At 57.3% G+C, this 17,254-nt stretch carries 15 protein-coding genes; 3 read left to right on the top strand and 12 right to left on the bottom strand.

The features are described from left to right. Nucleotides 1–296: 296 nt before the first annotated feature. The 10 genes from NKI39_RS25690 to NKI39_RS25645 all read right to left on the bottom strand — a co-directional run bounded on the left by NKI39_RS25690 (nt 297) and on the right by NKI39_RS25645 (nt 10,985). Nucleotides 297–2,951, bottom strand: a complete 2,655-nt coding sequence (locus NKI39_RS25690) for a caspase family protein (protein WP_352835294.1) — start codon at nt 2,949–2,951, stop codon at nt 297–299. Then, nucleotides 2,951–3,313 carry a hypothetical protein gene (locus NKI39_RS25685; protein WP_352835291.1) on the bottom strand — a complete coding sequence of 121 codons (363 nt, stop codon included), beginning with the start codon at nt 3,311–3,313 and terminating at the stop codon, nt 2,951–2,953. Before NKI39_RS25685 ends, NKI39_RS25690 begins: the two co-directional genes overlap by 1 nt. Before the next feature lie 346 nt (nt 3,314–3,659). Further along, nucleotides 3,660–5,210 (bottom strand): tyrosinase family protein, encoded by a 1,551-nt coding sequence (locus tag NKI39_RS25680; protein WP_352835289.1) that lies wholly within the window; start codon nt 5,208–5,210, stop codon nt 3,660–3,662. Nucleotides 5,211–5,325: 115 nt separating this feature from the next. After that, nucleotides 5,326–5,751, bottom strand: a complete 426-nt coding sequence (locus NKI39_RS25675; protein ID WP_352835287.1) for a hypothetical protein — start codon at nt 5,749–5,751, stop codon at nt 5,326–5,328. Nucleotides 5,752–5,862: 111 nt separating this feature from the next. Further along, nucleotides 5,863–6,492 (bottom strand): DJ-1/PfpI family protein, encoded by a 630-nt coding sequence (locus NKI39_RS25670; RefSeq protein WP_352835284.1) that lies wholly within the window; start codon nt 6,490–6,492, stop codon nt 5,863–5,865. Then, a complete protein-coding gene (locus tag NKI39_RS25665; RefSeq protein ID WP_352835280.1) occupies nt 6,489–7,238 on the bottom strand; it encodes a copper chaperone in 750 nt (249 codons plus the stop codon). The genes NKI39_RS25670 and NKI39_RS25665 overlap by 4 nt, the downstream gene beginning before the upstream one ends. A 196-nt stretch (nt 7,239–7,434) precedes the next feature. Then, complete coding sequence (locus NKI39_RS25660) at nt 7,435–9,117, bottom strand: M4 family metallopeptidase (RefSeq protein WP_352835278.1); 1,683 nt, start codon at nt 9,115–9,117, stop codon at nt 7,435–7,437. Nucleotides 9,118–9,271: 154 nt separating this feature from the next. Continuing rightward, nucleotides 9,272–9,484, bottom strand: coding sequence for a hypothetical protein (locus NKI39_RS25655; RefSeq protein WP_352835276.1), 213 nt, complete (start codon nt 9,482–9,484; stop codon nt 9,272–9,274). Between the two features lie 26 nt (nt 9,485–9,510). Beyond that, entirely contained in the window at nt 9,511–10,179 is a 669-nt protein-coding gene (locus NKI39_RS25650) for an acyl-homoserine-lactone synthase (protein ID WP_352835273.1), read from the bottom strand. A gap of 83 nt (nt 10,180–10,262) precedes the next feature. Further along, nucleotides 10,263–10,985, bottom strand: a complete 723-nt coding sequence (locus tag NKI39_RS25645; protein WP_352835272.1) for a helix-turn-helix transcriptional regulator — start codon at nt 10,983–10,985, stop codon at nt 10,263–10,265. 1,141 nt (nt 10,986–12,126) lie between these two features. Between NKI39_RS25645 and NKI39_RS25640 the strand changes: the two genes are divergently transcribed. The 3 genes from NKI39_RS25640 to NKI39_RS25630 all read left to right on the top strand — a co-directional run bounded on the left by NKI39_RS25640 (nt 12,127) and on the right by NKI39_RS25630 (nt 13,875). Beyond that, a complete protein-coding gene (locus tag NKI39_RS25640; protein ID WP_352835269.1) occupies nt 12,127–12,375 on the top strand; it encodes a helix-turn-helix transcriptional regulator in 249 nt (82 codons plus the stop codon). A 64-nt stretch (nt 12,376–12,439) separates the two neighbouring features. Further along, nucleotides 12,440–12,685 carry a helix-turn-helix domain-containing protein gene (locus tag NKI39_RS25635; protein ID WP_352820161.1) on the top strand — a complete coding sequence of 82 codons (246 nt, stop codon included), beginning with the start codon at nt 12,440–12,442 and terminating at the stop codon, nt 12,683–12,685. Beyond that, nucleotides 12,685–13,875, top strand: coding sequence for a tyrosine-type recombinase/integrase (locus NKI39_RS25630; protein WP_352835266.1), 1,191 nt, complete (start codon nt 12,685–12,687; stop codon nt 13,873–13,875). Before NKI39_RS25635 ends, NKI39_RS25630 begins: the two co-directional genes overlap by 1 nt. Nucleotides 13,876–14,583: 708 nt before the next feature. On the opposite strand, the gene NKI39_RS25625 is transcribed toward NKI39_RS25630, so the two are convergent. Both NKI39_RS25625 and NKI39_RS25620 read right to left on the bottom strand, forming a co-directional pair. Further along, nucleotides 14,584–16,785, bottom strand: a complete 2,202-nt coding sequence (locus NKI39_RS25625) for a xanthine dehydrogenase family protein molybdopterin-binding subunit (RefSeq protein ID WP_352700478.1) — start codon at nt 16,783–16,785, stop codon at nt 14,584–14,586. A 3-nt stretch (nt 16,786–16,788) separates the two neighbouring features. Beyond that, nucleotides 16,789–17,247 (bottom strand): (2Fe-2S)-binding protein, encoded by a 459-nt coding sequence (locus tag NKI39_RS25620; protein ID WP_352467057.1) that lies wholly within the window; start codon nt 17,245–17,247, stop codon nt 16,789–16,791. Between the last annotated feature and the right edge of the window lie 7 nt (nt 17,248–17,254).

Raw genomic sequence — 17,254 nt, 5'->3', positions numbered from 1 at the left:
CTCCGCTAAACACGGGGGCTGCGCGGCGGACACGCCGACGTCAACGCAATGCCACGCCATTTTGCAGAACTTGACGCACACAACTGAGATTTGGCGCGTGACACAGAGTCCACGAGGCATCCTCGCCTTGGACGGCGGCTGGGAGTTTAGGACGAGCGTGAGGCGAGGCGCTTGGTGGGCGGCAGCAATGTTCCACCTCACCGACGTGATTGCGTTACCCGTGGATCGTCCTAGTCATCCAGCACTATTGCAGTTGAAGCGAAAAAGTCGCGTGAGTGCTGTATCCGGATTTGGAATCACTGCCTCGCAATTCCCGCGGCCAGCCGCCTCTGGAACCGTTGTTCTGCAAACCAATCCCGCATACCCCGGCCCCACAGCCCAAACAACCCCGGAGTGACATCCGCAAGCTCAAGACGCCAAGCTTGTAGTTCAGGCGGGATCGTAGCCAATTGCGATATGAAAGATGCCTTAAGCCGGGCCTGTTCCTTTATTGCACTGAGGCCTTCAATGGGGAACTGATCGTGTTTCCCGGGGAGAGCTGCTGCGATCTCAGCAATCGACATGTTGTAGGAGACACAGTCCGCCGCTTCCGAGCGGATGTCGGCCTCAATGCTGGTCAGAAGCGATAGTACCTCGGCGGTGGAGGCTTGCATCGCAAGCACGCAGGCAGCCGACGTGCGTTCCTCGGTCGTCCCTTTTAACATCGCGGCGACCCGTTCCTTCGTCGCTGTCAGCAGTGGGATCCTGCCAAGCAAGCTTGTATAAAAAATATCGCTGCGGCCTACTCGATCAATCAACTCATCTACTATCTTGTGTTTGCTCCCGCGCTCGTGTTCGACGTAGGCACGCCGAAGATCAATATCATTTGCGTCGAGGTGGTTCCCAAAAAATTCAGTGCTGTCGCCCCAAGCGACCAGCAGATCCAATAAAGCCGCTTTCAGACGCGGGTCGATTGTAAGTACAGCAGCGGCGCTCACATCCTTAAGGTCCGGCTTCAGAACGATCGCGATGAGAGGCAGAAAATCTATCAGATCGGCGCCCCCATCACCAAAGACATCCTTGAATTGTTGAGGCGGCTTCCCGTCTTGCTGCAATGTCAGTTGTATGAAGCTCTGAATGTTGTTCCACTTGATTATCAAATTAGCACCTGGACAGTGACGGGCAGTGGCCAACAATGCCGGAACCAGGGCTAGGGGTTGAGGGTGGGCCAGCACGTCGGCCCATAGTGGATCACATGGCGCGTTGGGGAGATAGGCCTGGAGCAATATCCAGCGCCAGTCGCTTGCTTCGTCCGGCTTCAGCTGTTCGGCGTCGCCCCGATCATCTTTCGGTTTTACCGCTTCCCTCCATTCGATAAACCCAGCCAAGGGGCCTTCCTCGGAGAGTTGCAGCCTCGCGACCATCCCCATAATGGCGTCCGCATCTAGTTGGCAGCCAGTGCGGGCGGCGGCATCGAGGACAAGCGACACAGGTACCAGTCCTTTTGCCCCCGCAAGTGCGTTTAGATATTTCTCGATTTCCGGACCGCACGGCACGTCCAATCGGCGGAGAACATCTGCGTGGGCAAACAACGTACCGAGCCCGCGAACGTCGAGGTACGCGAGGGTAGCGCCAACCTTCGGTGAGAGGCGAAGAAGTGCCCGCAACGCCGCTAAACGGATCTCCGATCGGTCGTCGTGGGTCCATCTCTTTAGCAGTGGCACGTCGTCGACTATGGCAACCTCGGTAAAGAGAAGCTTGGCTCCAAATCGGGTCTCGAATGGTGACTTTCGGTCATTGAAGATATCCATCGTTGCTGCGCGAGCCCCCAACCGGTCTCCTGCATCGGCGCTCTGCGCAGCCAGCTGAAGCCGATCATAGTGCGCTTCTACCAGAGGCGTGACCGGCTTCCCGAGAGGCGTGATAATCGGCAGATTGTTCGCACCCCCGTCGAGGCGCTCCGAGCCGTAGGAAAATTGCCACAGCGGTTTGGGATACCCTGGGAGAGAGAAGCGCGGATGTCCCTTGTAGGCGATGAGGTGCTTGCCCTCCTCAACCACGTATTGCGTGGCATCGATCAAGCCATACCAAGTGATCAAGATAAAGCAAATTGCGCTCACGATGGACACTGCACTGGCACGTACCATGCGCCGCAATTGTCGTGGGGAGTAACGGGCTGTCGCGAACCGGACTGCATCTAGCGTCTGGCCTCGCATCACGAGGACGAGCGGATCGCTGATGTAAGATCCAGCGAAAACCATCTCTTGTGGGGGGAGGTCGGGTAACTCCAATCGCTTTTCGGCGATCCCGGTTTCCAATCCTTGGATTAAGTCCGAGAAATAGACTGCTCCATCACCGTGTCCGACGACTATGTCACCATCGAGAATCTCGACCAGCGTGCGCCCGAAGAGGGTCCCCTTTCCGTCGGCTGTTTCCCAAGATTTCTGTTCGGCTCGCGCTGAGGACAACAGGATGCGAAACTCCCCCGTTCGCAGCTTCGTGAATGCTGAAGGCGCGTGCTCGACCACCGCGGCGCTGTTGCAGCAATCGAGCACTGCGAGCACCCCGCGACAGTTTGCGGCATCAATCAAGCTCCCAAGATCCGTCCCCGAAATGGCCGTTTTGCCAAGATCGCTCGGGTCGGCCTCGGTTGTGCAGAGATAGAAGTCGTCTTTTGTTTGGACCCCGTGACCAGCGAAGTAGAACAGGACCGTGTCGCCTGGTCCGCTCTGGTCTATCACGGCCTTCAGGCGGTCGCGCACCGCATCGCGCGTTGCAAACGTACCGATTAGCGGCGGATCGACCAACTCGCCCGGCACCGCGCACCCATCCGGTTCTTTGAGCGACCTAGTGATCGCTTTTGCGTCGTTCTCAGGGGACTCAAGTTTCGGCAGCCAATTACCTGGAACGGCTCCAACCCCTACTGCTACGACCCGAATGGTTCTGCCGAATTCGGCAGCCGTCGTACGCATCAGAACCAGGATGAAAGGAAACGGCGCTTATTGGTGGGACTTTGTTTATCGGCCGCCGCGACCTCTCCGCGTGCGATGGCCGGCGGACCGCCCTGACCGAGTGCGCTTGTTGCGCCCGCCGCCGAACAAAAGACGAGGAAGCCGTTAATCAAACCAACTAGGTACGCTATGAGCCCATCGCCGCCCGACGCGGCCACACCCGCACCAACGATCAGCTGAGCGACCAGCAGTCCAAGCCATTTCGGATTGAAGTTAAACGCTTGCTGCAAACCATTACAAATGACGAATGTAGCACCTGTCGCCCCACTCAACGTCAGCATGCTTTGAATTGTGAAGAAATCATTTGGCAATTGAGAACTCACGGCCGGCCCCTCCCCTTCATGCCGCACGCTTCCACCAGCGTCAGGCAGCTAACTTAAGTCGATGAGGAAATGAACATACGCAACCCGCAGCGGGCATGCTGTGTACTTGGTAAGCAGTCCCTTCGACTCTGAACATACAATATTAGAAAACAGCGGTCCTGCAACTTGCATATGGAGCGGGCGACCAGTGAACTTTCCCTGACCGTGAGTGGTGACGCCTCGCATGTACCACAGCAAAGTTGGTCCCAAGGCCGTTGCAAACTCCACAACATTCTGACCCCAATCTGGCAAGTGCTCCCGAGCTCACGCATCAGGAGCACAAGCACACCTAGGATGGCACTCGCCATCACTTGTCGCGGCGGGTCCCTTTCTTTGTTCTGGCGGGCGCTGCAGTCTTGGCTGACGAGGGGGCTGCCTCGACGTCATGCGGTGCCACAAGATGACGAACATTGATCGTGGGCTGTCCGACTTTTGACAGCGGAAACTGAGTTCCGACGTCTCGTTGCCCAGGGACATGAATTTCGATCGAGAGTCTTCGATCTAATATTTTTGCGGATTCCACTCGGAAGTCCACGGAAACCTTGGCCTGTTCGCTACAATTCGCGCACATTCCAGGATCGGTCGGCTGGAAGAAGGCTTGCCGCGCGACTTCTTTCCCGTCAGCTAGAAGATGGACGACGAAGGTACCAGGAACGCCCGCGCGGTTGATGTCCTTGACTCGGATCGACAACGGTGAAGCGCTATCGATTGTGAAAGCTTTCGCGGCAGCAATATTGCCGGCTGCGTTTTCGAAGGCCATCGTTGCAACCTCCTGAGGTGGCGGTTCATAGTCGATATCCATCATTGTGACGGCGTCAGCAGCGTGTCCTTGGAAGGGCGGCAAGGCGCCCAACACTGGATTGTCGAGCCATGTCGTCGGTTGGAGACAGGTCGACTTGAATCCTGCGAGCGTCGTAGCGCTGACACTCTTCTGCCATTCCAGCCAAAGTCGATCGAGATTGCAATGGTAAAACCAAAAGATCGGATCGAATGAAGATATGTCCTGATTTTCCATGGTCGTGCCACAGGCGACGTGGCCGTTGTCGTGAGCCTGCCAGAGATCGAAGTTGAAGGTCTCCCACGTGGATTGCCTGAGCGACAGTGCTATCTGGGCTGGCACACCGTAAAGGCCCATGTTCACAACAATCTCGTCCGCGTCATACCTGCTGGTCGTTAGGGGGTCGTAGTTATGCCCGATCTTGGCTTGCAAGGCATATTTCGCGAAAGGTTCCTCGTATAGGAATGCTGGCGGCTTTGTAGTCACATCCCAATAGGCCAGCGTAACATCACCGCAACCAGGTACAGATCGCAAAGCATCTTCGAGTGTTCGAAGATGGTAACGGTGCCATGCCAGGAAGCGATTTTCGTGATGCAGACAATGGAAAAGAGGGTTCTGGTCAATTGCCGGGAACCAATGGAGACCTGCAATGGCGAAATAGCTCTGCGGGTCGCTTGGCTCTCGTTTCATGAGTTCTGTGAAAGCCTGCTTCAGCTTCCCAAGCTCATCTGCGCTGAGCGCCGAAACCTCCTTACGCAACCGGTCGGCGGCTACGGCGGCCAAAGCTGACTTGCTGGCCATCGTCTGCTGGCTGGGCGTACCAAGGGGATAGTTGTCAGTAATCCAGTTGAGAAATGTCTGGACGCGGTTCTTGCTCCATTTTCCAGTTTCCCCCGGAGGCATGGTACCAGCCTCGGTCTGTGAATAGATCGAGACTGCGTTCGCGACTACGCCGTTATACGTGCCGAGATCGATGCCCTTCTTGGCCATGTGGTCCACATCGACCGTTGTAAAGTAGCTTCGAATGTCCCTAAACCAGGTCGGATGTTCAACCAAGTTGTCGTTGTCTGTTCTGGTCATTCGTCTCCCCTCCTTGCCGGTATCGTTAACGTTTGCGATTGCGAATTTGAACGGTCTGGCGACTAACTGCTCAACTTCGAGCGGCTCTCCGCCGTGAAATCTGAGGATCTTGAAATCACGGTCTCTTGACCGCGATGAAGGAGGCAGTGAAGCCCGCCGGAGCCCCATTGTGGGGCTTTGCTCGAATGACGGTTCCCACAAGAGATGGGATTTGCTTCACCCCGTTTGGCCAGCGATAGCCGATGCATCCGTTGTAGTCGTATTCCCAACCGTCGGTCTGGCTTCTCTGCCTTCCCGTTCCAGTGATTGCGAAAGCTGTTGGCATATCGGCGCTGCCCGGATTAATCCGCCCTGCCAAATCTAAGCCACCACTTCCCCAATCGATTACGCCCTTGAATCCAGTGTCAGAGATGGCCTCGAACCGAAATTCCGCTTCCGCGAAAAACAGATCAATGGCCTTCTGCGGATCGCCATCGACCATGTCGGGGTTGTTGATGAAACTGCGGTAAGTCCATGAGCCTGCGAGATCGGATATCGTCATGAACACGCTCCCTGGGGTTCACTTTCATTCGAGACTTTGTCGATACAGTCCGGTCCAGTAGACCGACATTCGATTCCAGTTCGTGGCGACACTCCGCCGCGAGGGTCGCGGCTACCACGAAAACATGCAGCGGGGTGGTTCACTCAGGTCGCTAGGGAACGGCGGTTGTGGATAGTACTGTATCGTCCGCTGTACATCGCGGGCGGTCGTATCGTCGCGTGTGAGCAGCCGGACAAGTTCGAGCGATTCATCGAGGCACGAGGAAATTCCACCGCCTGTGAGACGATTTCGATCACGATGGAAACGTGGAAACCCCGGTACGACCCGAACCTTCTTGAAGGATTTCAGACAGGGAAGAAATCTCCAGTGCGTTGTGGCCTCGTAGCCGTCCAGAAGACCCGCTGCAGCCAAAAGAAGTGCGCCCTCGCAGACTGAGCAAACCCAGGTCGCACCGCTTGCTGCTTGCACGAGATATTCGACATAGCGTCGGTCTCCACTGCCGTTCATCATCGGCGCCAGCGCTGCCGGGTTCCCACCGGGAACCCAGAGCACATCGGTTGTCGTGGCATCGGCGAACGAATGCGTTGGCAAAAAGCGAAATCCATCGCGCGTGACGATCGGGGCTTTCGCTGTTGCTACTACTAGACGGACTTCTAACCCATCCACCCATTTTAGGACCTCGTGAGGGCCAGCAACGTCAAGAAGGTCGACCTCATTGTACACGGGGATGCTGATGATCACAGAAGACCTCCGTCGAATGACAGGGGGGATCGCGAAAAATCGTGCGGAGCTATACGAAACGCAGCGAACCAGCGCGGTGGTCGCGGCACATGACGTCGTTCAAATATCGAAAAGGATACTATCGTCGCCATAACGACCCAATGGATCGGGCCCGTCACTACAATAGCGAGAAGCATGAAGGCCCAGCACGTGCCAACACAAGCTCGAGCATGCGATAGGCCGAACCGTAGGGCGCTAAATTCACCGTCTACAGAAGGGCCCGGAAGCTGATGGCATGCGTTGAGAGACATTTGCTTGAGCGGCGTAATCTGCCAGATCAGAGTGACGGTGCCGCCGAGGAGCGCTGGCATGAATGACGCCTGCATTAAGAACGCAATCGGGATCAGAACGACGCCGACTGCCACCCAGACCATGAGGTAGGGGAGCAAGAACAGCAAACTTACTCGCCACCTCCGGTGCCTTAAATTCGACTGCCAAACATGGAGCAAAGGTGCTGCCAGCAGCGGGGCCATCATCCCCATCAGCATGGCACACCACGACAACGCGACCACCGTCAGGTCGCCACCTGCAAGCGCCGCCTCAGCCCTGGCTGTGATCGTCTGTCCAGATGTTCCCGCTAAACACAGGTCAGGCATCGTCGGAATGATATTTGATCCGACCGTCAAGGCCCAGCCCAACACCGTGACGAGCAGCAAGGGCCATGGCAGGCGCAAAAGAAGTATCCACATGATGCTCATGAGCCGCATGTCATTGTCCTGAAAGTAAATACACTGCCAGATCGTTCCTCATGGCCCTCTACCAGCAGAGACGACGCTTGCTCATCAACAATGACGGCACCGGCTTGGCCAAGCTTTTCGGCGGCCTCAGCGGAGGAAGGAGGCTTTGCGCATTCCTTCTTCAGAATAACCTGCCTAGCGAAGTTTGCCGGCGTGCTTTTGCGCATCATTGGATGCCAATGGCGTCGAAGGCAGTCTCGACCGCCGACACACGGCGCGCCAATTGGTCGGCGTGCAAATTTCTGAACAATGTCCGTGCTGCGCTAAGTACGCCTCTCCGGCTGTCGGTGAATTGCGACGTACGTGAGAGTTGCTGAGTGACGGCGATATAGAAAATACCGGCGACCTGGTCCGCCTCGAAAACGAAGCCGCCGGCGTCTGAAGCAGTCATTATCAAATGTGCAGCCTTGTTATGTATGCCGCTGTTTGTATGCACCCCGCCCCAATCACCCCTCTGCGTATTCGGCAATACTCGAAAGTCATTCATATGCGCCGGCTGACCAAGAGAAGCCGGATCTGACAGGTCACGAAATGCTCCTCCCCCATTGGCGAAACCCTGGCCGAGTTTCCAGTCCCAACGGCGCCGGTCCGGCTCGCCTCGATTGGCAATAAGAATGCCAAAAATATCGGAATATGACTCGTTCAGCGCTCCCGACTGCCCGGCGTATTCGAGACGCGAAGTGTTGTCCGTTACGCCATGGAACATCTCATGGCCCACAATGTCCAAAGCGGCCGCCAAAGTCAGGAGTTGGCCGTTGCTCATAACCTGGCCATACACCATTTGCTGGCCGTTCCAATAAGCATTGAACCATTGCCTTCCGTCACGGCTCTCGCTCGCGACAACGCAGTTCACGCTCGCGTTCATAGGGCCGCCCTGATTATCGATGTTATTCCGAAGAACGACCGTGCGAAGAAAGTCCGCAACCGCTTCAGCGTTTGCATGGGCGCTCACCGCACCAGGGGGCCAAGCCGGCGTCACCTGCTGACCAGGTAAAGCCCCATCATGCACGTTTGGATCGTCGAACTGGAAATCGAAGGTCTCGATGTTATTTACCGTGTCCTTCAGAACGCTTCGGTTGCCGATCGTCTCAACTCGAATACTTCGCTGATTTTGCTGGGCATCGACTGCATTCTGCACCTCTGACGCCATACTAGGCGTACGCGGAAGCTCAGCAATTACCCTTCCCGTTTTCGCATCAACGACGTAGTCGAAATAGCGTGGGGCGATCGTATCGGTGCTCTTGGGGGCCCGTTTCGAGTGGGCGACTGGCACGTCCTCAAAGATGAATGCTAGGTGCCACTTAGCGCGCGAAGCGACATAGTAGTAATTGAGTCGCGGAGCGATGCCCGTAAGGTCTTTCTTGTAGGGTGGCTTATTCACGACCGCTTTAGCTGCCTCCGCGGGTGAAATCTTTGCTAGCGGCTGCACACCTGCTGGCTCGCCCAACGCGGAGTTAATGCTCACCAATCGGTTTTTTTCGTCGAGTTCGACTGTCACCAGCGACCCGTACACCGGGATATCATGAAAGGCTTGTCGAAACTTAACGGTTCGCGTGCCGGTTAGGGGCACCGTATCAGTTCCGATCGTTTTGAATTGGCTCTCCGCATCCTCCGTTTTGGGAGCAACGAACTCGGGAGTGAGTTTGCTTTCGAGCGTTTGATTCAGATAGCGCCTGGCTGCAGTTTCAGGGTCGACAGCTTCCGTAGCCGCAGCCGGGAAGGCAAACGTTGGGTGAGCTGCCTGCTCGCTTGCAAGTGCGGTGAATGTAGCGTGGGATTGCTCGTCCTGCGCGTGGATGGAGAATGACTTCAGACCGTTTCCGCTGCGGTCCACAACTGCGGTCGCCATGGGAGACTCTTTCGATCCATCAATTCTGTTTTCAGGTACCAGTAGCCCGTTCGTGTGCAGCCCTACTGGGTGTTATCGCATTTCTTCTCTGGGTCGGGTTTCCATTCCGCAGCTTTGAGCAAGGCCCCCTGCTGACAGATATCGGCGTCACCGCTCACGTGCCCGTTACGGTGCCATAGGTACCAGGAACTGGCTTCGGCGAGGCATGCGTAATGTTGTAAAGTGTGTCCTTGTCCTTCAGTACAACGCAGCCGCTTTCAACGCCCTTCTCTGCACAACCTGAGGCATTGACCTGTTGGGCGTGAGCGCTGAATGCAAGCGCTGCAAAGGCAGTTGTTGTGAAGATAGCTAGACCAAGCTTTTTCATTTCATCCTCCCATGATCCGTTTCTTGCTAAGCACATGCGCGCCGTTTGCTTTCAGGGACCGGCATTCCGTCGACAAAGGGCACTTGCGTTCCCCGCCTTACCAATAGCGAATTGTCAACGCGCAGAATCTTCCGAACGCTTGCGAGAGCGTCTTCATTCACGTCGATGTATGCGACGATGTACCATTCTCCGTTCTCTTCCCGAGCCATCCCCATCGGCTCTGCCCTCCATTTCAGGGCGCCGTGATGCGGCATGAAGTATGTTTCCTGAACACCTCCAACGGCGGCGAGGCCCTCCTCAAGGGCATATTCCATCACTGCGCAACATAGTTGGGTGAGCGTTCCACGCAGTCCGGTCGAGCGTTTTTCGGGAACGACGAAAGTCCGCGTCCATTCCGCCCAGTCGGGTCGACGAGGGACACCCGATCTCTCGCACATGTGAGGAAATATCTCCGAAACCATGTGTGGTTCGCTCGTTGGGATCAATCGAGCCGAGGTCACCACGCGCCCCTCTTCGATGCCAAGCAAATAGGTTGCGGCGTCCGTATCAAATTGGTCACGTTCACGACCATCCGGGCTCGGAGGGCGCCAACCTTTCTGGTGCACGAAGAAATCGTGGCGGCGGCGCAAGAACTCGTCGAATTCGTTCTCGTAGAGGCGCTTATTCAGCGCATTGACGACATGGGCAGTTATCACAACGCGACCCCCTTATCCTTCCCTGGAGGATAGTTGCAGGCTCGCTAAAATGCGTCACCTGTCCGATCGGACAGTTGACTAGGCTATGGATGGATTAGGCGCTTGCGAACTGCCTCAACTACGGCCTGGGTGGTGGTCGCAACCCCAAAGGCTTCGCGGGCCTTTGTCAGATGCCATTTCGCAGTCCGTTCGGTGAGCCCAAGGATCTGAGACGTTTCGGACGATGTTTTCCCCGCCGCGGCCCATAGAAGGACCTCTCTTTCGCGATCGGTTAGTAGATCTTCGTTCTTATCGTCTCTCTGTGAGAGTGCTTGGATAGCCATTCCTGCGTAAATGGCCATTGTCACCAACTGAACCTCCTGCCGAGGCGACAGCGAGCAGACCTTGGCTGAAGATGCAAACGAAAGTACCGATTGCCAATGACTGACACTAAGCATTGGCACCGCAAAACCACTCATGATGCCAAACTCAGCTGCTTCGCCCGCTACCCGTTGGGAGGCCTTTGTGCCAGACCATTTCGCCGGAACATCTGCCCAGAGAAATGGCTTCAAGGTCTTTGCCGAGTAGATGCAAACACCATCAACAACTGCATGCTCGGCATCGACGTATCGTTCAAACCAGCCGTTGGGCCAGCCGTTCAGTTCGACCATAGGAGCAAGCTTCTGGCCGCCAAGCGGCACGCCGCTCAAGATAAGATGTTCGAAGCCGAGGGTTTTGACCGTGTGAAGCAGGTCGGTGAGTAGTTGACCGACATTGGCATGTTTTCGACAGCGTTCGACGAAGTCAAACACCTCTGAATCGATCATGGCGTTTCCTCCCCGCCGCCGCCGATACAACACTTCCCCTTTTACCACCAATACCCTATTCAATGTGGAATCAATTTCCATTCAAATAGCGATGAACGTGCGGACTTTCGGAGCCGAGTCAAAGCAACCTGTTTTGTCAGATATCGATGCAGTTCCTGTCCAATGTTGATAACTTCGGTGTCGCCTCCATCGGGTCGCTGTATCGACGCTTAAATCCCTCGCTTGCTAACTACTTGGCGTCGATCGATTCCGGTCTTGCGCCCCCGATGCCGGTCGCCTGCTGGGGCCCACGCCGACGCCAGCATTGACCGTCAGTGACGATCACTGGTTCCCGTCTGTGGCCGTTCGGTTGCAGGCGGATCTTTTCGGTCCTATCCACCTTCGGCCAGCGGTGCCAAAAGGGGTAACAGTTTGAGATAGGAAATGTCTGCGATGAGAATGAAACGACAACATCGCATGGCGCGGTTCCGCGGCTGAGAGAACTTCGAGAGAGCCTTGGGGGGAAGCACTCGACTTGATGGCAACCAACCAAGCGCGGCGTCCAAAGGATATCCTGGCGAGCATTCGAGTTGGAGAGGCTAACACCTTCGGCAGAAGATCGCCCCAAAAGGGCTATCGGCGGTTCCGTCGCAGGAACGAAAAAGGAATAGGAGCAGAACTTTCGTGTGCGATTTATGCACACAACATCGCGTAATTAGTTGATTATATTTCTGTATCCGTCCAATCCATCATCGTCCCGACTCGCAATTTCGAGTTCGTGGTTGCTCGATCTCGATTTGTTGTCAGGCCGCTTGCCGACGATAGCAAAAGAACGCCTCCTCGATAGGGGGTCTTGCGATGTAGCGGTCTAGCGACTCGGCCCCCCACATTTGCAGCGGAACATTCTGTGGAGTATCATTTGTCCGATTTACACGTCGCTGTTCGCTTTTGCCGAACGAACTATTGAGGCAGCTTCCGCACAAAGCCACATCCTATTATGGCAGGACGATCTCGCCCTGTTGGGATGATATTGATATGCGGATCTGGTTGCACTCATGGCAACATAGCCCTGTTTCTTTGCCACGAAGCTGCCGAAGCAACTGCCTATTTTGGCTTCGCGCGGCTGCGGCCTTTTCGCGCCGATATCTCCGAGGCAGCGTCTATGAAGAGTGACGCGATCTCCTACCCGCCGAGAGGACTCTCTCGCGACGAAGCCGCACGCTACGTCGGTGTCGGATCGACGCTTTTTGAAGAGATGGTTGCTGACGGGCGCATGCCGAGACCTAAACACATCAACAGTCGGGCCGTTTGGGACCGTGTAGCGCTCGATATCGCGTTCACCTGGTTACCCGACAAAAACAACGGTCTGCAACAGCTTTTGGAGCGGAGCAAAAAGGAAGCAAGGAGATAGAATAGGCAGCTTGCGCATACGCTGCTGGCGTAATAAAGTCGCGGGCTCGTACGGAACACGCGACGTGAACGATCGTGAAAAGCTTGCGCATGAAGTTAAAACTTGGCGCGCCAAGGCAGGATTCACGGCCGAAGCCGCAGCCAAGGTGCTTGGGATACCGAAGCGCACATTTGAAGGCATTGAGCAAGGCAGGGGCTTCCCTTACCCGTTGCTCCTTCGGGTCGCCATGGAGAGCAAAAGCCCTTCGTCTCCGGCGACGATCGAGGTGCCCCGGCGCTTGGAACAGCAGAAGGCTGGAAGGAGGGCTTAATGGGCCGGCCATTCAAGGATGACAAATATCCCGGAGTCTCGTCGCGCCTGAAAAGCGGTAAGCTCGTCTATCGTTACCGCGGCAAGGGAAAGCCCGAAATTCGGCTTCCAGGCCGGCCGGGTGATCCAGAGTTCGAAGCCGCCTATGGACGGGCAACTCAAGGCCAGAGTCAGAAGGCCGTGATCATCGACTTGCCTGGACGGGCGTTGCCAAAGACTTTCGGTCATGCTGCCCGCCGACTTGAAACGACGATGGAATGGCTGGACTTCGACCAAGCGACCCAGCAGAAGAATGCTCGGCTTATTGAACGCTTCCTTGAGATGAAGGTCGACCCCGCCTATCCGCTGACCTGGCGCGACACGCCGATCGAGCATCTCGATGCCGACCGTCTGCGTGCGATTATCGAAGGCGTCTTTGGCACCAGACGGACAGTCGCAAAGCACCTGCTGGTAGCGATCAAAAAGCTCCTTTGGGTGGCGATTGACATTGAGAAATGGATCAAGCCGCAGGACGATCCTTCGCTGTCAATTCGCGTTCGCATTCCCAAATCGACGGCCAATCCCGGGTGGCCGATGGCCATTCGTGAAAAGTTCGAGTCGCGCCATGCGGTCGGCTCGGCGGCACGCACCTGCTATGCCCTCGGCTTCTGGCTCGGGAATAGACGCGGCGATATCGCCACACTGGAATGGGAAGATCTGGTCAGCGAGGAAATCGAACTGTTCGATGGCTCGCTGGTTTTGATCGAGGCCTTCGAGTTCCGGCAGAAAAAGAACCGAAACCGCCACGGCGGCAGGGAAGTGTTTATCCCCGTCGTGGACAAGCTGGCGCAGGCTCTGGAGCCGGTAGACCGTTCGAAAGGTGGACCGGTATTGAGGAATGGCTATGGGCGTCCGTTTGCGGAAAAAAGCCTCACCGGCATGATGGCACATTGGAACAAGCAGGCCGGCATTCCGGAGGGCTACACCCTGCACGGGCTCCGGCGTACCTTCGGCACGTATCTCGCCGAATGCAACATCCAGGCACGCGCCATTATGGAAGCGATGGGACATTCCTCGATGACGGTGACGGACGCGTACGTACGGGAAGCCAACAAGAAGCGGATGGCCGTCGATATCGCCCGCGCGATCAACGAGCGGGAGGCGAAACGCGACGCCATAAAGCAGCGGAAACCGCTTCGCGTCATCAAGTGAATGGTTTCAATTGGCCGGTGCAGGGCGGCTTATCTGCCGCCCTTTTTTGTTGGGCCCATAACGGGCCCAAAACGTTTTGGGCCGAGGCCACTTTTTCGTAATTAAATCAATGGTTATGGTGGGCCCGGAGGGTATTCAGAAAGCCATAAAAATCAATTGGTAAGAGATCAGTGGGACTTCAGAGCATTCAAATCTTTTCCAATGTTTTTCAATGTTGTTGTCCCACTCAGAAGTGCCTCAGTCCACCAAGCCGACGCACTGAACGCCTCACTCCGAAGGGAGGTTTGCGCAAGGCGAAAGGAAGATCGCGTCGGTGTGCAGCCTTCCTGAGAAAGGTCGCGGTAGCGCCAACTGCTGACGCTCAGCGCGAAGACATCAATGTCCTGTTATGGGGCCGTCAGAGGACCGGCCGCTTGTCGCGCCAAGAAGCGATAGCAGACATGCAACTAGGTGGTACAAAATCTCTAGCGTGACCCTTTCGAGACATTTGCGTGCGGCATTTGCGTCTCGAAAGCGGTTCTTTAGTGCTACCAGCACCAACGACCGTCGGCGGTCGTTCAGAACACGGGTTACCGTCTCTAAACCGTATATTGGACCGGGCAGCCGCCGGAAATTGATCGAATGGAGGTGATCGCATGTCAGGAGGCGTTCAAAAACGACCTACGACCGCGATCTTCATCGCGGCCGTTTTCATGGTGTCATTCCCGGCTATGCTGACAAGTTCTTTATGATCGGCAGCTTGCGGATCGTCTTGCCCGTCGCCGCCCGTAGCGCGTTGGCGACGGCCGGGCCGATCGGCGGCACACCCGGCTCGCCAACGCCCGTGGGCGGCTCGTCGGACGGCACAATGTGCACCTCGACGCGCGGCATCTGCTCGATCCTGAGCGGCATATAGGTGTCGTAGTTCTCTTGGTCTACGACACCGCCCGTCAGGGTCAGCTCCTCCTGGAGGATCGCGCCTAGCCCGAAGCCGATACCGCCCTCCATCTGAGCGCGGATCTGGTCAGGATTTATCGCGGTGCCGCAATCTACCGCGCAGACGACGCGGTCGACTTTGAAATCATTTCCATCGTTGAAGGTGATCTCGACCACCTCGGCGACATAAGTCGAGAGGCTTTCATGCAGGGCCACGCCGCGGAAACGGCCTTCCGGCAGAGGCTTGTCCCAGCCTGCCTTCTCAGCAGCCAATTTCAGCACGCCGGCATGCCGTGGATGGTGACCGAGCATCGACATGCGGAAGTCGACCGGATCACGGTTCGCAGCGGCGGCGAGCTCATCGATCAGGGTTTCCATTGCGTAAGCGGTGTGGGTGGAGCCTACCGAACGCCACCACAGCACTGGGATGTTCACGTCCGTGGTGGTCAGCTCGACCTTCAGGTTCGGGATCGCATAGGGCAGGTTGGTGGCGCCCTCTACGGAGGTCGGATCGATGCCGTTCTCGATCATCGCCGCAAAGGGCGAACCGCCCGCGATCGATTGGCCCACGATGTGGTCATGGAGAGCGACGACATTGCCTTCCTTGTCGAGCCCCGCCTCGACTGCGTGCACATAGGCCGGCCGGTACCGCCCACCCCGCATGTCGTTCTCGCGGGTCCACTGCACCTTCACTGGCTTGCCGGGTCCCAGTGCACGCGCTGTGGAAACAGCTTCGATAATGAGATCTGCGTCCGAGACCGCTCGGCGGCCGAAGCTGCCGCCGGTCTTCATCACGTGCAGCCTCACTTTGTCCGGCGTGGTGCCGCCTACTTGAGCGGCAGCCGCCTGATAAAGGTCGGGCATCTGGTGTCCGCCCCAGACGTCGATGGTGCCGTCTTCGTTGATTCGGGCGGCCGCGTTGAGTGGCTCGATCGAAGCATGGACAAGATAGGGGAATTCGTAGTGCCCTTGGATGACTTTCTCAGCACTGGCCAACGCTGCGGGAGTGTTACCGTCGTCGCGCGCGGTGGCCGCGCCCGGATCGTCTGCTGCCTTAGTGTATTCGGCCATGATCTCGGCCGTGCCGCGCCTTTCGGCCTTCTCTTCGTTCCAGGTCACCTCCACGAGATCGCGGCCCTTGAGCGCCGTCCACATGTCCCTGCCGACCACGGCAATGCCGCGCGGCGTCTGGACGACATCGACAATGCCGTCGAGTGCCTTGGCCTTGGAGGCGTCGAAGCTCTCGATCTCAGCGCCGAACTTCGGCGGATGGATCATAACGGCCGTATTGAGTCCATCCATCTTGAGGTCGATCGTGTAGGTCTGCGCGCCATTGGTCTTGCCGGCGGAATCGTAGCGCTTGAGGCTGTCCGATCCGATCTGGGCCCACTTGTCGCGCGGCTTTAGCGGCACGTCGTCGGGAACCGGCATTCCCGCTGCGGCTTCAGCCAGGTCACCGAAGCGCGCCTGCATCCCTGAGGCGTGCGACACGACCCCGGAAGCGACTGTGATCTCGCCGGCTGGCACGTCCCACCGCTGCGCCGCGGCCGCCACCAGCATGGCCCGTGCGGCAGCACCCGCCTTGCGATAGCGCTCCCACGACGAGCTCATCGACGTGGAGCCACCGGTTCCCTGCGCGGCCCCGCCCCAGGCGAGATTGCCGTAGAGCGCGGTATTGCCATATCCGCCGACCACGTGGACCTGCGCCCAGGCGCCGTCGAGCTCTTCCATAACCAGGGTGGCGATGCCGAAATAGGAGCCTTGTCCCATCTCGAACTGCGACGAGTGGATGACGATTCGGTTCTCCGGTGTGATCTCGACATAGGTCTGGAAGGGGTTCGCCTGGACCGCTGCAGGCGTCGTTTGTGCGTTGGCGGGCGCGGCCATCATTAGCCGGTAGCCCACGGCGAGGCCCGCGGTGGTGACGGCCGTGCCGAGGAGGAACTGGCGGCGCGTGGGCCCCACGGCATTATGCTTCGGGAGAAACTGCAACATGCCTCAAGTCTCCAGCCGGTTGGCGGTCTCGTGGATGGCCGCGCGGATGCGATGATAGGTGGCGCAGCGGCAGAGATTGCCGCTCATCGCCGAATCAATATCATCGTCCGTCGGCTTCGGCGTCTCTGTCAGGAGGGCCACGGCCGACATGATCTGGCCAGACTGGCAATAGCCGCATTGAGGTACGTCGAACTCGGCCCACACGGCCTGGACCGTTTCGCCGATCTTGCCCGACACGCCCTCAATGGTGGTGATCGAGGCTCCTTCGATGTCGCCGACTGCGGTCTGGCACGAGCGCGTCGGCATGCCGTTAACGTGAACCGTGCAAGCGCCGCACTGGGCAAGGCCGCAACCGAATTTCGTTCCTGTGAGTCCGATGCCGTCACGGATCGCCCAGAGCAGCGGCATCTCTGGATCGACGTCGAGTGTTCGCGCCTCGCCATTGAGGGTAAATGCGACCATGGCTTGC

The sequence above is a fragment of the Mesorhizobium sp. M0664 genome (assembly GCF_040320565.1).
Classification (GTDB): domain Bacteria; phylum Pseudomonadota; class Alphaproteobacteria; order Rhizobiales; family Rhizobiaceae; genus Mesorhizobium.
This window is presented reverse-complemented; position numbering and strand designations above follow the sequence as displayed.